Genomic DNA, 16,361 nt, shown 5'->3' on the forward strand with positions numbered 1-16,361 from the left:
ATGCTGACGATCCAGCAACTGAACCAGTTCTACGGCGGCAGCCACATCCTGCGCAACGTCAGTTTTGAGGTGCCCACGGGCAAGCTGACCACGCTGCTCGGCCGCAACGGCGTCGGCAAGACGACGCTGCTCAAGTGTTTGATGGGTGTGGTGCCCACCGCCAGCGGCACCGTCGACTGGGAAGGGCGTGCCATCCAGAAGCTGCCGGCCTACGAACGTGTCTCCCAGGGCCTCGCCTATGTGCCGCAGGGCCGCGAAATCTTCCCGCGCCTGACGGTGGAAGAGAACCTGCTGATCGGGGCCGCTGCCAAGCGTGCGCCATCCAAGGTGCCGGATTCGATCTACGAGCTGTTTCCGGTGCTCAAGGAGATGAAGGGCCGGCGTGGTGGCGATCTGTCCGGCGGTCAACAGCAGCAACTCGCCATCGGTCGCGCGCTGATGAGCGAGCCGCGCCTGCTGATCCTGGACGAGCCGACCGAAGGCATTCAACCGTCGATCATCCAGGAGATCGGCCGCACGCTGCGCCGGCTGGTGGACGAGTTCGGCATGTCGGTGCTGCTGGTCGAGCAGTACTACGACTTCGCTCGCAGCATTGCCGACCGCTACGTCGTCATGAGCCGCGGCGAGGTGGTTGCCCAGGGCGATGGCGCCAACATGGAAGCCGACGGTGTGCGTGATCTGGTGGCCGTTTGATGCACCCCCGCGCTGCGAAAAAAGTCGAATGCGGGGTGTGCGGAAGCGGTGGCATCTGGCTATGATGAGAAAATTCCTAGTCGCCGTGCTGCACGCCTGATGCGCCATCCCGATTTTCCACTTCCGCCGCAGGCCGCCGCGTTCGCGTCCTGGGAGGCCTCGCTGCGTCTGGCATTCGCCCGCCGTGCGGAGCGGACGGTGCTGGCAACGTGCCGCCATCAAGGGCCGCTGCGGGTGCAGAAGGCGCTGTACCCGGAAGGCGAAGGCATCTGCCACGTCGTCATGCTGCATCCGCCAGCGGGCATTGCCGGCGGCGATGTGCTCGATATCGACATCGAGCTGGGTGCCGATGCGCATGCCGTGCTGACCACGCCGGGCGCGACCAAATGGTACAAGTCGCTCGGCCGTACGGCCACGCAGCGGGTTGCCATCCGCGTGGATACAGGTGCGCGGCTCGATTGGCTGCCGCAGGAGAACATCGTCTTCAACCAGGCATGCCCGATCATCGATCTGGCAGTGGATGTCGCGCCCGGCGCCACCGCCATCGGCTGGGACACCACCATGCTTGGCCGTCATGCTGCCGGTGAATCGTGGGCCGAAGGCCGTATCGCCATGCGAACCGAACTGCGCTGCAACGGGCAACCGCTGTGGATCGAGTCGGCGGCGTTCGATGCGCAATCGCCCATGTTGAACGCGACGACGGGTATGGCTGACTTCCACGTCGTCGGCACGCTGTGGGCCGTGGGCGAGGGCGCAACCGAAGCCCTGGCCGAATCGATGGCCGAACACCTACCGTACAACGATACCCTGCGCGCTGGCGTGACCTGTCTGACGCAGGATGCGCCCGGCCTGCCAAACGTTTTGCTGCTGCGCGTGCTCGCACGCCGCCCCGAAGATGCGCGCGCCTTGCTGTCGAAGACATGGCTGGCGTTGCGCGAACCGATGCATGCCGTGGCGGGCCGACCGCTGCGTCTGTGGGCGACGTGACCGTGCGTCGCTCAACTGAAACTCCAAAGAACCTCACCGAAGAGAGCCCCTCGTGGAACTGACCCCGCGCGAAAAAGACAAGCTGTTGATCTTCACTGCCGCCTTGCTGGCCGAGCGCCGCAAGGGCCGCGGCCTCAAGCTCAACTACCCGGAATCCGTCGCCTTCATCAGCGCCGCCATCATGGAGGGCGCGCGCGACGGCAAGACCGTGGCCGAACTCATGCACTACGGCACCACGCTGCTCACACGAAATGACGTGATGGACGGCGTGGCCGAGATGATTCCCGATATCCAGGTCGAAGCCACATTCCCAGACGGCACCAAGCTGGTCACCGTCCACCACCCGATTGTTTAAACGCCCTCTACGAAGAGTCCTGCCATGACCCAACTCCTGTCTCGCTTCGTCCGGCCCGCTGCGGCCATCGCGCTCACGTTTGGCGCATCCATCGCCTTCGCCCACCCGGGGCACCCCGGTCACACGGCAGAGGGAAGCCTGCTCGCCGGCTTCCTGCATCCGCTTACCGGGGCCGACCACCTGCTGGCGATGGTCGCCGTGGGCGTGTGGAGTGCGCTCGCCTCGCGCTCGGTGCGTGATGCGCTGTGGGCGCCGGTCGCCTTTGTCGCGCTGATGGTCATGGGTGCACTGCTGGGCGCAGGCGGCATGGCGCTGCCGATGGTCGAACCGATGATCGCCGCATCGCTGCTGGTGTTCGGCTTGCTGATTGCCGCGCGCGCGCAGCTGTCGACGTGGGGCGGCGCGCTGCTGTGCGGCGCGTTTGCGCTGTTCCACGGCTATGCACACGGCACGGAATTCCCGGCCGGCGCACAGGCCATGTTCCCGTACTTCGTCGGCGGCTTTGCCGTGGCGACGGCACTGTTGCATACCGCCGGCATTGGCGCGGGCTTCGCGCTCAAGCCGCGTCTGGCGTGGCTGGCGCGCCTGTCGGGCGTGGGCGTGGCGCTGTACGGCGCAAGCCTGCTGGCTGCCGCCATCTAACGCAAAGGGCACACCATGATCCCCGGCGAACTCCTGCCGCTCGACGGCGAACTCGAACTCAATGCAGGGCGGCCCACGCTGACAGTCACAGTGGCCAACACCGGCGACCGCCCCGTGCAGATCGGCTCGCACTATCACTTCTATGAGGTGAACGACGCGCTGCGCTTCGACCGCGAAGCCACGCGCGGCTATCGGCTCAACATTGCCGCTGGCACCGCCGTGCGTTTCGAGCCGGGGCAGGAGCGCACGGTTGAACTGGTCGCGCTGGCTGGCGACCGCGTCGTCTACGGCTTCGCCGGCCGCGTGATGGGCAAGCTCTAAGCGAGACACGAACATGACACTCAAGATCGACCGCCGCGCCTATGCGGAAATGTTCGGCCCCACCACGGGTGACCGCCTCCGCCTGGCCGACACCGACCTCATTGTCGAAGTCGAACGCGACTTCACCCTTTACGGCGAAGAAGTGAAATTCGGCGGCGGCAAGGTCATCCGCGACGGCATGGGCCAGAGCCAGCGCGAATCGAAGGACTGCGCCGACACCGTCATCACCAACGCGCTGATCATCGACCACTGGGGCATCGTCAAGGCCGACATCGGTTTGAAGCACGGCCGCATCGCGGCGATCGGCAAGGCAGGCAACCCGGACATCCAGCCCGGCGTGACCATCGTCATCGGCCCGGGCACCGAAGTCATCGCGGGCGAAGGCATGATCGTCACGGCTGGCGGTGTCGACTCGCACATCCACTTCATCTGCCCGCAGCAGATCGACGAAGCGCTCAACAGCGGCGTGACGACGATGATCGGCGGCGGCACAGGGCCGGCTACCGGCACCTATGCGACAACCTGCACGCCGGGGCCGTGGTACATGCAGCGCATGCTGCAGGCGGCCGATGCCTACCCGATGAACATCGGCTTCCTGGGCAAGGGCAATGGCAGCCTGCCGGGCCCGCTGCGCGAGCAGATCGACGCCGGCGCCATCGGCCTGAAGCTGCACGAAGACTGGGGCTCCACGCCCGCGGCCATCGACTGCTGCCTGGGCGTGGCCGACGACACCGACACGCAGGTCGCCATCCACACCGACACGCTGAACGAATCGGGCTTCGTCGAAGCGACGGTGGCGGCGTTCAAGGGCCGCACGATCCACACGTATCACACCGAAGGTGCTGGCGGCGGGCATGCGCCGGACATCATCCGCGTGTGCGGTGAATCGAACGTGCTGCCATCGTCGACCAACCCGACGCGGCCGTTCACCGTCAACACGCTGGACGAGCACCTCGACATGCTGATGGTGTGCCATCACCTCGATGCATCCATCGCCGAAGACATCGCCTTCGCCGAGAGCCGCATCCGCCGCGAGACGATTGCTGCGGAAGACATCCTGCACGACCTGGGCGCGTTCTCGATGCTCTCCAGCGATTCGCAAGCGATGGGCCGCGTGGGTGAGGTTGTGATTCGCACCTGGCAGACCGCGCACAAGATGAAGGTGCAGCGCGGCAAGCTGGCGGGGGACCCGAACGACGCGCGCGGCGGGCATGACAATTTTCGCGTGAAGCGCTACGTGGCGAAGTACACGATTAACCCGGCACTCACGCACGGCATTGCGCATGAAGTGGGCTCCGTCGAAGTCGGCAAGTGGGCGGACTTGGTGCTGTGGAAGCCGGCGTTCTTTGGTGTGAAGCCGAGCCTGATTTTGAAGGGCGGGATGATTGCCTCGGCGGCGATGGGGGATGCGAATGCATCGATTCCGACGCCGCAGCCGGTGCACTATCGGCCAATGTTTGGATCGGCGGGTGGGGCGTTGGGACGGACTTCACTGAGCTTCTTGTCGCAGTCCGCGGCTGCTGCGGGGGTGGCGGAGCAGTATGGGTTGGCTAAGACCACCGCCGTGGTCAAGGGCACGCGCCGTGTGACGAAGGCGGACATGATTCATAACGACTGGCAGCCCGACATTACTGTGGATCCGGAGACTTATCAGGTGGTGGCGGATGGTGTTGTGTTGACTTGCGAGCCGGCTGAGGTGTTGCCGATGGCGCAGCGGTACTTTTTGTTTTAGGGATTTGCTTGGGATGGGCCTTGGTGGTCCATCCCCGGTATCGTCCCCTGCCGGGGCCGACTCACTTTTCTTTGTCTTGCCAAAGAAAAGTAAGCAAAAGAAAGGCGCGCCCGAGATGGCGAAAGATTCCTTGAATTTGCGTAACCGGGCGGAGGCCGGGAAAACTCGCTGCGCTCAGACAGTTCCCGGCCTTTTTTCCGCCCGCTTACGAAAATTCAAGGCGCCATCAAGGGCAGGAACGTCAAAGGCCAAACCGACGGGACACTAGTGCGAGCGAAAAGGCTGGCGGTTGTAGGGCGCACGGCGGCAGGCCCGCTGTGAGACGAAGTAGGGCGCTGGCAAGAGATTGGGTGCTTTACCCTTGCCCTAGATGGCGCCTTGAATTTCTGTTGCAGAGAGGAAAAAGGAAGGGAAACTGTCTGAGCGCAGCGAGTTTTTCCCTTCCCCTGTCCGCGACATAAATTCAAGGAGTCTTTCGCCATCTTGGGCGCGCCTTTCTTTGCTTACTTTCTTTGGCAAGACAAAGAAAGTGAGTCAGCCCCGGCAGGGGATGAAACAAGGGATGGCCCGCCGCGCCGAGCGCCGAGCCTCAGAGGCTCAACGTTGAGTGTCCGAGAGTCATCGATGACAGTCTGAGCCTCAACGTTGAGTGTTTAAGAGTCATCGATGACAGTCTGAGGCTCAACGTTGAGTGTTTGAGAGCCATCGATGACAGTCTGAGGCTCAACGTTGAGTGTTTGAGAGCCATCGATGACAGCCTGAGCCTCAACATTGAGTGTTTGAGAGTCACAGACGACAGTCTGAGGTCCATCGTTGAGTGTTTAAGAGTCACCGATGTCAGTCCAAGACCCAACGCCGGGTTCTTCGGACTGCATCCCCGCGCAGCAACCGGATATCGACAATGCTTTCCATCAACAAACACCTTCCCGCGCCGCATGGCCTAGCGCCCGTGCTGGTCAAGCGTGCGCCCAAGCTGGTGCTGCCGTTCCTGGAGCGCAGCCGCAGCCGCCTGCGCGCCACGCTCGACGATAGCCGCGAGGTGGCCGTCGTGCTGCCGCGCGGTACCGTCATGCGCGGCGGCGATGTGCTCGTCGCCGAAGACGGCACGCTGGTAGAAGTGCTGGCCGCGCCCGAGCAGGTGCTGCGCGTCACCAGCGAGAACCGCCTCGCCCTGATGCGCGCCGCCTACCACCTCGGCAATCGCCACACGCCCGTGCAGGTCAGCGCCGATGCGCTGCAGCTCGAAGCCGACCCGGTACTCGAAGACATGCTCGTGCGCCTGGGCGTGACCGTTGCGCACGTGGAAGCGCCGTTCGAACCCGAGGCAGGTGCATACGGTGGCGGCCATCGCCATGGCCACGATGCCACGTTCGAAGAGGACTACGCTGCCGCGCAGGCGCTGTACCAGGAGCATCACGGTCACTCGCATGGTCACAGCCATGACCACGGGCATGCGCACAGCCATGATCATTCGCACGACCACGACCACGACCACGACCACGACCATGGTCACGTGCACGGCCCGGGCTGCGGTCATCATCACCATGACTAGCGTTGCCCAACTGACCGCCTTGCTGCACCTTGCGTCCCCGGCGCTGCCGGTGGGCGCGTTCAGCTATTCGCAGGGGCTGGAGGCGGCGGTGGATGTGCGGCACGTGGGCGATGAGGCCTCCGCCGCGAGGTGGATTGCTGAAGGCCTCGACGTACTCGCCGCGTGCGAGGCGCCGCTGTGGCTGCTGCAATTCGCCGATTGGCAAGCCGGTCGTTTCGATGCTGTGGCCGAGCACGATGCCTGGTTCCTCGCCACGCGCGAAACGCGCGAGTTGCGGCTGGAAACAGCGCAGATGGGCTGGTCGCTCAGCAAGCTGATCCAGCAGATGCAGTGGGGCGATGATGCTTTGCGTGGAGCGCTGGCGGCGCGCGCGTCAGTCACCTTCCCAACAGCGTTCGCGGCGGCGGCTGCCGCGCTGAATGTTGATCCGCACGACGGTGTCACGGCGTACTGCTTTGCCTGGGTGGAAAACCAGATGGCGGCGGCGGTGAAGGCCGTGCCGCTGGGGCAATCGGCGGGGCAGCGCATCCTGTTCGCTCTGCATGCGCCAGTGGCGCGCGCGGTGGAAGAGGCCACGCGCCGCGCGGCGTGTCATCCGCCTGAACTGTCTACGTTTTCGCCCGGCCTTGGCGTGTTGTCGGCCCGGCATGAAACGCAATACTCACGACTTTTTCGTTCCTGATCCTGAACCTGATCATCATGCGTACCAAGAAACTTCCTGCCCTGCGCGTTGGCGTGGGCGGCCCGGTGGGCTCCGGCAAGACCACGCTGCTGGAAATGCTCTGCAAGGCCATGCGCGAGCGCTACGACCTCGTGGCCATCACCAACGACATCTACACCAAGGAAGACCAGCGCCTGCTGACCATCTCCGGTGCGCTGCCTGCCGATCGCATCATGGGCGTGGAGACCGGCGGCTGCCCGCACACCGCCATTCGCGAAGATGCGTCGATCAACCTGGAAGCGGTGGACCGCATGCTGGCGAAGTTTCCGGATGCGGATGTGGTGTTCATTGAATCGGGCGGCGACAACCTCGCGGCCACGTTCAGCCCCGAGCTGTCGGACCTGACCATCTACGTGATCGATGTGGCGGGCGGGGAGAAGATCCCGCGCAAGGGCGGGCCGGGCATCACCAAGTCGGACTTGCTCATCATCAACAAGACGGACCTCGCGCCGTACGTTGGTGCCAATCTGGAGGTGATGGAAAGCGACACCCGCAAGATGCGCGGGGATCGCCCGTTTGTGATGTGCAACCTGCGCGCGCAGGGTGGGTTGGATGCGGTGATCCGCTTCATTGAGAAGCAGGGGATGTTGGCCGCCTGAAGCGCGCGATGTCGGCACTCGCGGTGACACGGTGAGTCAAACCGTGTGGTGTGCGCAAAGTCGGAGGTGCCGCATGGGCTCGCGTCTTTGGATCGTGCTGACGGGACTGGTGTGGAGTGCCGTGGCGTGTACTCCGCTGCCATCTGGGCCGTCTTACACCATGGATGTACGGCTGCATGACGGCAAGCCGGTGCGTTGCGCCGTCAACCAGCCCCTGGCGCCGCCCAACCCGCCCGGGCCGGCACTCACCACCCGCGAGCGCAATGAAGCCGAGGTGCTGGCGCTACAACCGATGCGGTTGGAGGTGGGGCCGAGGTCGCCGTATCCAACGCCCTATACCGCACCAGATGTGCAGTGCTTCGCTTTAGGCGGGCAGGGCTGAGCGCGAAGCCGATCTAATAGAGCCAAGGAATCAACCGCCAGGTCCGGGCGCGATATGCGTCGTACTCGGCTCCGAACTGCGATTGCAGCAGCGCTTCTTCGGCATGCATGCGCGCGATCAGCGGGGGAATCAGCAGCGCGGTCAGCACCACGCCAGCTATCGCGCGGAACCCCAATCCCCACCCCAGCGTGCCGATGAGCAACCCGAGGTAGCTGGGATTCCGCACGTACCGATAGATGCCCTCGGTCACCAGCGTATGCCCCGGCTGAATCGCCACCAGCCCGCTGAACCGATTCCCCAGCACATACACGGGCCACAAGCGCAGCACGCCGCCGGCGGCATAGAGCACCACGCCCAGCCACCGCACGGCATCCCCGTCGATGCACCAGAGGTCATGCCGGTCGGTGTAGGCGGGTAGCCATGCACTCGCCAAGCCGATCACGCCGAATACGGGCAAGACCCAGCGGTTGGAGCGATCCTCCCGCACGCCGGAACTGAGGTTGCCGCCGGCAAACAGCGCGGCAAGGGCCAGTAGGACGGTCACCACCACCAGCGCCACGCGCGCCGGATGCGCCAGCAACGCGCCCACACCGCCCCAGCCCAGGGCCGTGAGGCCCAGATAACCCGCCACAGATACGACGGCCGCCAGGCCGAACTTGGGAGACGCTGTCATGGTGTTCGCGCAAGAGTGTGTGAACGGCAGTGTAGGCGGCCCTGCCCCCGGCAGACATTGATGCGGCCCAAAAGAAAAGGCCGCATCACGCGGCCTGTTTCCTGCGAGCAAGACGTGCGAATCAACGACGCTCGTACTGCGTCGCGCCGAACAGGATCTCCTTTGCCTTGTCGTCCTGCACGGCGGGGCGTTCCTTGGCCAGCACCTTCACCGCGCGCTGCACGGCGGGGCGCTCTTCGATGGCTTCGAACCAGCGCTGCAGCTTGGGGTAGTCCGACAGCTCGATGCCCTGGTTCTTCCAGCTGCGCAGCCATGGCCACGTGGCGATGTCGGCGATGGAGTAGTCCGCGCCGCCGAGGTATTTCGATTCACCCAGGCGCTTGTCAATCACGCCATACAGGCGCTTGGCTTCGTTGCTGTAGCGGTTGATGGCGTATTCGATCTTCTCGGGCGCATAGACGCGGAAGTGGTGCGTCTGGCCGAGCATCGGGCCGACGCCGCCCATCTGGAACATCAGCCACTGCAGCACTTCGTACTTGCCGCGCACATCGTCGGGCAGGAACTTGCCCGTCTTGCCGGCGAGGTACAACAGGATCGCGCCCGATTCGAACAGCGAGATGGGTTTGCCATCGGGGCCGTCCTGATCAACGATGGCCGGAATCTTGTTGTTGGGGCTGATCTTGAGGAAGTCGGGCTTGAACTGGTCGCCGGCACCGATATTGATGGCGTGAACGCGGTACGGCAGCCCGCATTCCTCCAGCATGATGTGAACCTTGTGGCCGTTGGGCGTGGCCCAGCTGTAGACGTCGATCGTCACTTGCGTGCTCCTGAGCGAGAAAGAGGGGAACGAACCGCCAATTCAAGCACAGAACGGCCAAGCGCGCAGACGGCGACCGCAGGCAAAAAAATCCCCGCTCGAGGCGGGGTTAAGGAGTGAACGGTACAGCCCGAGCCGCGTTATGCGCCGCGTGTGACTGGCATATCAGCCACGTCCGCCAGCTTGTGCAGGTGCTTGGCCAGCTCCAGCTTGGCAATGGCCGCGCGGTGTACTTCGTCGGGGCCGTCCGCCAGGCGCAGCGTGCGCTGGTGCGCGTAGGCCGAAGCCAGCGGGAAGTCGCCCGATACGCCGCCGCCGCCGTGCGCCTGGATCGCCCAATCGACGATCTGGCAGGCGATGTTCGGGGCCACGACCTTGATCATCGCAATCTCGGCCTTGGCGACCTTGTTGCCGACGGTGTCCATCATGTACGCGGCTTTGAGCGTGAGCAGGCGGGCCTGTTCGATCATGCAGCGTGCTTCGGCAATGCGTTCGTGCCAGACGCTGTGCTGTGCGATGGCCTTGCCGAATGCGATGCGCGACGACAGGCGCTTGCACATCAGTTCCAGCGCGCGCTCGGCCACGCCGATGCTGCGCATGCAGTGGTGGATACGGCCCGGGCCCAGGCGGCCCTGCGCGATCTCGAAGCCGCGGCCTTCACCCAGCAGGATGTTGCCGACCGGCACGCGCACGTTCTTCAGGTCGACTTCCATGTGGCCGTGCGGTGCGTCGTCATAGCCGAACACCGACAGCGGGCGCATGACGGTGATGCCCGGCGCATTGGCCGGCACGACGATCATCGATTGCTGCTCATGGCGGCCTGCGTCCGGGTTGGTCTTGCCCATGACGATGTAGACGGCGCAGCGCGGGTCGCCGGCGCCCGACGACCACCACTTGCGGCCGTTGATGACGTACTCATCGCCCTGGCGCTCGATGCGGCATTCGATGTTGGTGGCATCCGACGAGGCCACGGCCGGTTCGGTCATTAGGAAGGCGGAGCGGATCTCGCCGCGCAGCAGCGGTTCGAGCCAGCGGTCTTTCAGTTCTTCCGATGCGTAGCGCTCCAGCGTTTCCATGTTGCCGGTGTCCGGCGCGGAGCAGTTGAACACTTCCGGCGCCCAGGGCACGCGGCCCATGATTTCGCACAGCGGCGCGTATTCGAGGTTCGACAGACCTTCCGGCGCGCGCGGCGAGCGCGGCAGGAACAGGTTCCACAGCCCGGCCTTGCGTGCCAGCGGCTTGAGCTCTTTGATCACCTTGGTCGGGATCCATGCGTTACCGGCACGGCGGTTGGCTTCCACCTCTTCATGGAAACGATGCTCGTTCGGATAGATGTGCTGATCGAAGAAGGCGAGCAGGCGCTCCTGCATCTCCTTGACCTTGGGCGTGTAGTCGAAATTCATGGTGTCTCCTCCGAAAGTCGAATCGTTCAGGCGGGGCCGCCCAGTACGGCAAACACTGCGCTCGCGCGGGCGATCAAGCGGTCGTCGCGGTGGAAGAGGGCTTGCGCAAAAGCCAGCTTGCTGCCGGTGCGCAACCCTTCCGGGGTGATCTCGATCCAGTCGCCCATACCTGCTGAGGCGATGAAATCCACGGTGAGGCTGGCGGTGGACATGGCGATCGCGCCGCCGGTGCCGTCGCCGGGTTCGGCCAAGCAGTAACCCAGCGCCGCATCGGCCAGCGAGGCGACCACGCCGCCGTGCAGGATGCCGCGCCGGTTCAGGTGGTGCTCCAGCACATGAAAGCCCATCACCATCGATGTGCCCGCATTTGGCCCCATCGCACGTGCGTAGACCGGCCCCAGCATCGTCAGGAAGGGGCTCGGCTTGACCAGCTTTTCAAAGCCAGTCGGCACGGTCAGCGCGGTCGGGTCACTTGTCATGCGGGCAGCATAAGCCTTCGCTTACAATAAGAAAAATGAATTTCGTGGATTGCTGTTCATCAACGCCATGCATATTTCCCGGGTCGACCTGAACCTGTTCGTCGTCTTCGATGCCATCTACACGGAAGGTGGGATCACGGCGGCGGCACGCACGCTCAACCTGACGCAGCCCGCCGTCAGCCACGCGCTGGGCCGGCTGCGCGAGCTGTTTGACGACGCGCTGTTCGAGCGGCGCGGGCAGGGCATGGTGCCGACGCCGCTGGCCCGCACGCTCATCGCCGAGGTGCGGACGGCACTGCGGGGGTTCGAGCGCACGTTGCGCGAGGGCACACGCTTTGACCCGGCCACGAGCGAGCGCCGCTTCACGCTGTCGATGCGCGATGCGTTGGAGGCGACGTTGCTGCCGCCGCTCATGGCGGCCATCGCCAAGGAAGCGCCGCGTATCGACGTGACGACTGCGCGTGGCGACCGCCGCCAGCTGGAAGCCGAGTTGCTGGCCGGCACCATCGACGCGGCGGCGGACATCTTGCTGCCGACGTCGCCGGCCATCCGCCATGCACCACTGCTGAGTGATCCGATGGTGGTGCTGGCGCGCCCTGGTCACCCCATCGCAAACGGGCCGTTGACGCTGGAGCGCTACCTGGCGTGCGAGCACGTGCAGGTGTCATCGCGCCGCCGCGGGGCAGGGTTGGAGGATGTGGAGTTGCGCCGGCTGGGGCATGAGCGGCGCGTGCGGCTACGTTGCCAGCATTACCCCGCTGCGTGCCGCGTGGTGAGCTGCACCGACTTGCTGGCTACGCTGCCGATCCGCTACGCGCGCATCGCCAACGAGCCGTATGGCAACGTGATGCTGCCGCTGCCGTTCAACGTGCAGCCGCTGGAGCTTTACCTGTACTGGCACACCAACAGCGACCAGGATGCCGCGAGCCGCTGGCTGCGCGATCACGTGTTCGCCGCGATGGCGGAAGTGGCTTTGGACGACGCTGCCGCCGCTTTTGCTGATGGGAACGGATAGCGCGCGCTGAACTCGGCAAAGCGCGCGGCGAGAAAGTCCGCACAGGCCGTCAGCCGCGCTGGGCGATGGCGCCGCGCCAGCGCGACGAGTTGTAGCGGGGTCGGCGCGTGACTCCAGGCGGGCAGCGCGAGTTCCAACCGGCCTGCGTACACGTCCTGCGCGACATCCAACCACGATTTGAACGCCAGACCACGCCCGGCGACGGCCCAGTCGCGCACGACGGCGCCATCATCGCATTGGAAATCACCGCGCACGTCGATGGGCGCGGGGCCGCTGGCGTGCGTGAGCTGCCAGCGCGTGACGGGCTCGCCATTGCGCAGGAGGATCAGGCAACGATGGTCGGCCAGATCGCTCGGGTGAGCGGGGCGGCCGTGCTGCTTGAAGTACGACGGCGCACCCACGATCACGCGCGGATGCGACGCCAGCGGCCGCCGCACCAGCGCGGAATCCTGCAGATGCCCGTAGCGCAGCGCGAAGTCGAGGTCTTCGCGCATCAGGTCGGCCAGCCGGTCGCCCAGCACCAGCGTGATGCGCACGCCGGGGTGCGCGTCGCAGAACGCATCCAGCCACGGGCGCAGGATGTGCCGCCCCAGGTCGGATGTGGCGGCAATGCGGATGGCACCGGACAGCTCGGTGCGGTCCTGGCCCAGGCTTTCGGCGCCTTCATCCAGCGCTTCCAGCGCCTGCCGCGCATACCCTAGATAGCGCTGCCCGGCTTCGGTGGGGCGCATGCTGCGCGTGGTGCGCTCGAACAGGCGGGCGCCGAGTTCAGTCTCCACGCGCTTGAGTGCCGCGCTGGCGGTGGCCGGCAGCCAGCCCAGCTGCCTTGCGGCGGAGGAAAGGTTGCCGGCATCGGCAATGCGCACCAGCAGGCGGAGGTCGTCGAGGGCAATCATTGTCAAAGCGGGTTTGGAGAATCATCAAAGCATAGCCAGATTGTCTTGTTTCTGTTTGATGAAAGAATGGCCCCAATCGATGGACGGTTTTTTCTTTCTCTTCTCAAAGGAGCATTGGCATGACTTCGAAGACCTTGCAGGGCCAGGCGGTGGTGGTGTTGGGCGGTACGGCGGGCATTGGGCAGGCGGTGGCACGAGCAGCCTTGGCGGCAGGCGCACGCGTGACGGTGCTGGGCCGGTCGGCCAAGGCGGATGACGGTATCCACGGGATTGCCGTGGACGCGAATGACACGGCGTCGCTTGGCAGTGCGTTGGCGCAGGCTGCGGCCGGTAACAAGATCGACCACCTTGTCATCACCATCGGCTCGCGCACGAGTCCGCCGCCGTTTGCGTTGCTGCAGCGCAGTGATCTGGAACAGGGGTTCGGCACCAAGTTGTTTGCCGCGCTGATGGCCGTGCAGGCCGCGTTGCCGTATCTGGCGGACCGGGCGTCGATTACGCTCACGTCTGGGCTGCTGTCACGCAAGGCGACGGCGACCGGGTTGCTTCGCGGCTCGATCAACGCAGCAGTGGAAGCGGCGGCCAAGAACCTCGCGAAGGAATTGGCGCCGCGCCGCGTCAACGTTGTGAGCCCCGGTGTGGTCGACACGGAAGTGTGGGGCGCGCCGGCCGATCGCCAAGCCATGCTCGCGCGCATCGGCAGCGGGCTGCCGGTCGGCCGCGTGGGCACGCCGGACGACCTCGCCCAGGGCTATCTGCTGGCCATGACCAACGGTTTCATGACCGGCGCCATCATCGACATTGAAGGAGGCGGTTTGCTATGAGTTCAGACAGCGATTGGACATTCGACCACGTGAACTTTCACGTGGCAGGCGATGCGCCCATCCTGAAGTTTTTCTCAGATGTGCTCGGGTGGAAACCGGGGCCGCGCCCGGCGTTTCCGTTTCCCGGCACGTGGCTCTACCAGAACGACGATGCGTTGGTGCATCTCGTCGATCAGGAGGGGGACACCCCCGAACTGGTGTTCTCGCACATCGCGTTCCGCACCAAGAAAGATGCGGCCGACGTGCTGGCGGCGGTGCGCGAAAGCGGCATGCAGCACCAAGTACGAAAACACCCCGCGCGGCCTGCTGCACAGATCTTCGTGCAGTTGCCGGGCGGGGTGGTGCTGGAGCTGGAAGCGCCGCTATCCGGTCCGTTGGAAGCGGCGCGCGAGTACGAATGAATCGCCGAATCAGGCGCCGGCCTGCTGGGCGTATTTCCAGCCCAGCTCGGCCATCGGCCGGGCGCGCTTGCCGGCTTCCAGCGCCTGCGCGGAAGACGCCGTGCCGTCCACCACGCGCTTCATGATCCCCTGCAGGATGCCGGCAATGCGGAACATGTTGTAGGCGAGGTAGAAGTTCCAGTCACCTGTGATGCGACGGCCGGTGCGCTCTTCGTATTGGCGGATGTACTCGGCTTCGGTGGGAATACCGAGGGCCTTGAAGTCCAGCCCAGCCACGCCGCGGAACTGCCCCGGCTCGATGTGCCAGCTCATGCAGTGGTAGCTGAAGTCGGCCAGCGGATGGCCCAGCGTCGACAGTTCCCAGTCGAGAATGGCCAGCACGCGCGGCTCGGTCGGGTGGAAGATCAGGTTGTCGAGCCGGTAGTCGCCGTGGACGATGCTGGTGACTTCCTCGGCCTCTTGCGGCACGTGCTTGGGCAGCCATTCGATCAGGTTGTCCATCGCCGGAATCGACTCGGTTTCCGACAGCTTGTATTGCTTGCTCCAGCGCTCGATCTGGCGCGCGAAGTAGTTGCCGGGCTTGCCGTAATCGGCAAGTCCAATCGCGGCGTAGTCCACCGTGTGCAGCGCGGAGATGACGCGGTTCATCTCGTCGTAGATGGCGGTGCGCTCGGCGGGCGCCATGCCGGGCAGCGCTTGGTCCCACAGCACGCGGCCCTGCACGAACTCCATGATGTAGAAGGCGCGGCCGATCACGGCTTCGTCTTCGCACAGCGCGAACATCTTGGCGACGGGCACGTCCGTTTTGGCGAGTGCGTCCATCACGCGGTACTCGCGTTCGATGGCATGGGCGGACGGCAGCAGCTTCGCCTTCGGCCCCGGCTTGGCGCGCATCACATACGTACGCGATGGCGTGATCAGCTTGAACGTCGGGTTCGACTGGCCACCCTTGAATTGCTCCACGGTGAGCGGGCCGGCGAAGCCTTCCACGTGTTCGCGCATCCATGCTTCCATCGCATCGACGTCGAACTTCTGCTGTTCCGCCACCGGGCGCGTGCCTTCGAATGCCGAGAAATCCTGCTCCGTCTGTGCCATGGGTGTGTCTCCGAATCTTGTTGTGTGTCGAGGAAAGTTCAGGCGGGATTGCGATGGCGGAGGTATTCCTGCAGCAGCACCTCCATCGTCGTCAGCCGTGAGCCGAGATGTGTGGGCGAGGGCGGCGAGAAATTGCTCATGCGCAGCACCCAATCGGTCGGGGCCTCACCGACATCGAGCACGTTGATGCAGCCGGCGGTCTGCGCGAGGCTGCCGAAGAACACGCGCTCGCCGCCGGTAATGGCGTGCGAGAGGACCGCCCGGTTGGTGCCGCCGTGCAGCACGAGCAGAACGGTGTCCCAGTCGGGCAGGGCGCGCAGGCGTGCAATGGCCGGAATCACGCGGTCGAGGAACTCGCCGATGCTCTCGCCGTTCAGGAAGCGGCGGTCTTCGCGCACCGTGCCCTCAAACGCACCGATGAAGGCTTGCGCCAGTTCATGCTCGGGAATCTCCGCCAACTTGCCGCCGCGGATCTCCTGCAGCTCGTGCCAGTGTTCGAGCGTGATGCCGCGTTCCTGCATCGCCGGCATCTCGGCCAGCACGCGCTGTGCCGTCTCTACCGTGCGCGGCAGACCGCTGACGATCACGCGATCGAAGACGATGTTCTCGGCGGCGAAGATCTTGCCCGCAGCGGTGGTCTGGCTGCGGCCGAGTTCGTTGAGCGGCACGTTCTCGGGTGAGGGAACGGGGCGACCGGTTTCGTCGAAATACGTCACAGCGCCATGGCGCATCAAGTAGACGCGTCGGCGCTTGGGTGTGGGGAAGGGAGCCATG

Annotated in this window: 20 protein-coding genes; 13 read left to right on the forward strand and 7 right to left on the reverse strand. The window is 64.9% G+C overall.

Annotated elements, in window-relative coordinates:
* The 10 genes from urtE to ACN9M1_RS05210 all read left to right on the forward strand — a co-directional run bounded on the left by urtE (position 1) and on the right by ACN9M1_RS05210 (position 7,984).
* Positions 1-693, forward strand: a complete 693-nt coding sequence (gene urtE, locus ACN9M1_RS05165) for an urea ABC transporter ATP-binding subunit UrtE (protein WP_426397966.1) — start codon at positions 1-3, stop codon at positions 691-693.
* Positions 694-792: 99 nt separating this feature from the next.
* Entirely contained in the window at positions 793-1,680 is an 888-nt protein-coding gene (locus tag ACN9M1_RS05170; RefSeq protein WP_426397968.1) for an urease accessory protein UreD, read from the forward strand.
* A gap of 52 nt (positions 1,681-1,732) precedes the next feature.
* Complete coding sequence (gene ureA / locus ACN9M1_RS05175) at positions 1,733-2,035, forward strand: urease subunit gamma (RefSeq protein WP_426397969.1); 303 nt, start codon at positions 1,733-1,735, stop codon at positions 2,033-2,035.
* A gap of 24 nt (positions 2,036-2,059) precedes the next feature.
* Positions 2,060-2,677, forward strand: a complete 618-nt coding sequence (locus tag ACN9M1_RS05180; protein ID WP_426397971.1) for a HupE/UreJ family protein — start codon at positions 2,060-2,062, stop codon at positions 2,675-2,677.
* Positions 2,678-2,692: 15 nt separating this feature from the next.
* Positions 2,693-2,998, forward strand: coding sequence for an urease subunit beta (locus ACN9M1_RS05185; protein ID WP_426397973.1), 306 nt, complete (start codon positions 2,693-2,695; stop codon positions 2,996-2,998).
* 13 nt (positions 2,999-3,011) lie between these two features.
* The gene (ureC, locus tag ACN9M1_RS05190) at positions 3,012-4,730 is read left to right on the forward strand and encodes an urease subunit alpha (protein WP_426397975.1); all 1,719 of its coding nucleotides are present in this window, start codon (positions 3,012-3,014) and stop codon (positions 4,728-4,730) included.
* A 901-nt stretch (positions 4,731-5,631) separates the two neighbouring features.
* On the forward strand, positions 5,632-6,282 hold the full coding sequence (gene ureE, locus ACN9M1_RS05195; protein WP_426397976.1) for an urease accessory protein UreE: 651 nt from the start codon (positions 5,632-5,634) through the stop codon (positions 6,280-6,282).
* Positions 6,275-6,964: an urease accessory protein UreF gene (locus tag ACN9M1_RS05200; protein WP_426398804.1), complete on the forward strand. Its 690-nt coding sequence runs from the start codon at positions 6,275-6,277 to the stop codon at positions 6,962-6,964. Before ureE ends, ACN9M1_RS05200 begins: the two co-directional genes overlap by 8 nt.
* Before the next feature lie 17 nt (positions 6,965-6,981).
* A complete protein-coding gene (gene ureG / locus ACN9M1_RS05205) occupies positions 6,982-7,602 on the forward strand; it encodes an urease accessory protein UreG (RefSeq protein ID WP_426397978.1) in 621 nt (206 codons plus the stop codon).
* A gap of 73 nt (positions 7,603-7,675) precedes the next feature.
* The gene (locus tag ACN9M1_RS05210; protein WP_426397980.1) at positions 7,676-7,984 is read left to right on the forward strand and encodes a hypothetical protein; all 309 of its coding nucleotides are present in this window, start codon (positions 7,676-7,678) and stop codon (positions 7,982-7,984) included.
* A 13-nt stretch (positions 7,985-7,997) separates the two neighbouring features.
* Here the strand turns inward: ACN9M1_RS05210 and ACN9M1_RS05215 are convergent, their stop codons facing one another.
* The 4 genes from ACN9M1_RS05215 to ACN9M1_RS05230 all read right to left on the reverse strand — a co-directional run bounded on the left by ACN9M1_RS05215 (position 7,998) and on the right by ACN9M1_RS05230 (position 11,356).
* Positions 7,998-8,657 carry a methyltransferase family protein gene (locus ACN9M1_RS05215; RefSeq protein WP_426397981.1) on the reverse strand — a complete coding sequence of 220 codons (660 nt, stop codon included), beginning with the start codon at positions 8,655-8,657 and terminating at the stop codon, positions 7,998-8,000.
* Positions 8,658-8,778: 121 nt separating this feature from the next.
* Entirely contained in the window at positions 8,779-9,420 is a 642-nt protein-coding gene (locus ACN9M1_RS05220) for a glutathione binding-like protein (protein ID WP_426398805.1), read from the reverse strand.
* 194 nt (positions 9,421-9,614) lie between these two features.
* Positions 9,615-10,877: an acyl-CoA dehydrogenase family protein gene (locus ACN9M1_RS05225; protein ID WP_426397983.1), complete on the reverse strand. Its 1,263-nt coding sequence runs from the start codon at positions 10,875-10,877 to the stop codon at positions 9,615-9,617.
* A 26-nt stretch (positions 10,878-10,903) separates the two neighbouring features.
* On the reverse strand, positions 10,904-11,356 hold the full coding sequence (locus ACN9M1_RS05230; protein WP_426397985.1) for a PaaI family thioesterase: 453 nt from the start codon (positions 11,354-11,356) through the stop codon (positions 10,904-10,906).
* A 67-nt stretch (positions 11,357-11,423) separates the two neighbouring features.
* Here ACN9M1_RS05230 and ACN9M1_RS05235 point away from each other — a divergent pair, with 67 nt between their 5' ends.
* The gene (locus ACN9M1_RS05235; protein ID WP_426397987.1) at positions 11,424-12,371 is read left to right on the forward strand and encodes a LysR family transcriptional regulator; all 948 of its coding nucleotides are present in this window, start codon (positions 11,424-11,426) and stop codon (positions 12,369-12,371) included.
* On the opposite strand, the gene ACN9M1_RS05240 is transcribed toward ACN9M1_RS05235, so the two are convergent.
* The gene (locus ACN9M1_RS05240) at positions 12,299-13,267 is read right to left on the reverse strand and encodes a LysR family transcriptional regulator (protein WP_426397988.1); all 969 of its coding nucleotides are present in this window, start codon (positions 13,265-13,267) and stop codon (positions 12,299-12,301) included. The genes ACN9M1_RS05235 and ACN9M1_RS05240 overlap by 73 nt on opposite strands.
* A gap of 119 nt (positions 13,268-13,386) precedes the next feature.
* On the opposite strand from ACN9M1_RS05240, the gene ACN9M1_RS05245 reads away from it, so the two are divergent.
* Both ACN9M1_RS05245 and ACN9M1_RS05250 read left to right on the forward strand, forming a co-directional pair.
* Entirely contained in the window at positions 13,387-14,091 is a 705-nt protein-coding gene (locus ACN9M1_RS05245) for an SDR family oxidoreductase (protein ID WP_426397989.1), read from the forward strand.
* Entirely contained in the window at positions 14,088-14,492 is a 405-nt protein-coding gene (locus tag ACN9M1_RS05250) for a glyoxalase (protein WP_426397991.1), read from the forward strand. The genes ACN9M1_RS05245 and ACN9M1_RS05250 overlap by 4 nt, the downstream gene beginning before the upstream one ends.
* Before the next feature lie 9 nt (positions 14,493-14,501).
* Here ACN9M1_RS05250 and ACN9M1_RS05255 read toward each other — a convergent pair whose 3' ends face one another.
* Both ACN9M1_RS05255 and ACN9M1_RS05260 read right to left on the reverse strand, forming a co-directional pair.
* The gene (locus ACN9M1_RS05255) at positions 14,502-15,587 is read right to left on the reverse strand and encodes a phosphotransferase (RefSeq protein ID WP_426397993.1); all 1,086 of its coding nucleotides are present in this window, start codon (positions 15,585-15,587) and stop codon (positions 14,502-14,504) included.
* Positions 15,588-15,625: 38 nt separating this feature from the next.
* Entirely contained in the window at positions 15,626-16,360 is a 735-nt protein-coding gene (locus ACN9M1_RS05260) for a histidine phosphatase family protein (RefSeq protein ID WP_426397995.1), read from the reverse strand.
* Between the last annotated feature and the right edge of the window lies 1 nt (position 16,361).

The organism is Ralstonia sp. R-29 (assembly GCF_049913345.1).
Classification (GTDB): Bacteria; Pseudomonadota; Gammaproteobacteria; order Burkholderiales; family Burkholderiaceae; genus Ralstonia.

Excerpts from the sequence above, each read along its gene's own strand:
- urtE (WP_426397966.1), top strand. The coding sequence starts at position 1 with ATGCTGACGATCCAGCAACTGAACCAGTTCTACGGCGGCAGCCACATC.
- ACN9M1_RS05170 (WP_426397968.1), top strand. The coding sequence starts at position 793 with ATGCGCCATCCCGATTTTCCACTTCCGCCGCAGGCCGCCGCGTTCGCG.
- ACN9M1_RS05180 (WP_426397971.1), top strand. The coding sequence starts at position 2,060 with ATGACCCAACTCCTGTCTCGCTTCGTCCGGCCCGCTGCGGCCATCGCG.
- ACN9M1_RS05185 (WP_426397973.1), top strand. The coding sequence starts at position 2,693 with ATGATCCCCGGCGAACTCCTGCCGCTCGACGGCGAACTCGAACTCAAT.
- ureC (WP_426397975.1), top strand. The coding sequence starts at position 3,012 with ATGACACTCAAGATCGACCGCCGCGCCTATGCGGAAATGTTCGGCCCC.
- ureE (WP_426397976.1), top strand. The coding sequence starts at position 5,632 with ATGCTTTCCATCAACAAACACCTTCCCGCGCCGCATGGCCTAGCGCCC.
- ACN9M1_RS05200 (WP_426398804.1), top strand. The coding sequence starts at position 6,275 with ATGACTAGCGTTGCCCAACTGACCGCCTTGCTGCACCTTGCGTCCCCG.
- ureG (WP_426397978.1), top strand. The coding sequence starts at position 6,982 with ATGCGTACCAAGAAACTTCCTGCCCTGCGCGTTGGCGTGGGCGGCCCG.
- ACN9M1_RS05210 (WP_426397980.1), top strand. The coding sequence starts at position 7,676 with ATGGGCTCGCGTCTTTGGATCGTGCTGACGGGACTGGTGTGGAGTGCC.
- ACN9M1_RS05215 (WP_426397981.1), bottom strand. The coding sequence starts at position 8,657 with ATGACAGCGTCTCCCAAGTTCGGCCTGGCGGCCGTCGTATCTGTGGCG.
- ACN9M1_RS05220 (WP_426398805.1), bottom strand. The coding sequence starts at position 9,420 with ATGCTGGAGGAATGCGGGCTGCCGTACCGCGTTCACGCCATCAATATC.
- ACN9M1_RS05225 (WP_426397983.1), bottom strand. The coding sequence starts at position 10,877 with ATGAATTTCGACTACACGCCCAAGGTCAAGGAGATGCAGGAGCGCCTG.
- ACN9M1_RS05230 (WP_426397985.1), bottom strand. The coding sequence starts at position 11,356 with ATGACAAGTGACCCGACCGCGCTGACCGTGCCGACTGGCTTTGAAAAG.
- ACN9M1_RS05235 (WP_426397987.1), top strand. The coding sequence starts at position 11,424 with ATGCATATTTCCCGGGTCGACCTGAACCTGTTCGTCGTCTTCGATGCC.
- ACN9M1_RS05240 (WP_426397988.1), bottom strand. The coding sequence starts at position 13,267 with ATGATTGCCCTCGACGACCTCCGCCTGCTGGTGCGCATTGCCGATGCC.
- ACN9M1_RS05245 (WP_426397989.1), top strand. The coding sequence starts at position 13,387 with ATGACTTCGAAGACCTTGCAGGGCCAGGCGGTGGTGGTGTTGGGCGGT.
- ACN9M1_RS05250 (WP_426397991.1), top strand. The coding sequence starts at position 14,088 with ATGAGTTCAGACAGCGATTGGACATTCGACCACGTGAACTTTCACGTG.
- ACN9M1_RS05255 (WP_426397993.1), bottom strand. The coding sequence starts at position 15,587 with ATGGCACAGACGGAGCAGGATTTCTCGGCATTCGAAGGCACGCGCCCG.
- ACN9M1_RS05260 (WP_426397995.1), bottom strand. The coding sequence starts at position 16,360 with ATGGCTCCCTTCCCCACACCCAAGCGCCGACGCGTCTACTTGATGCGC.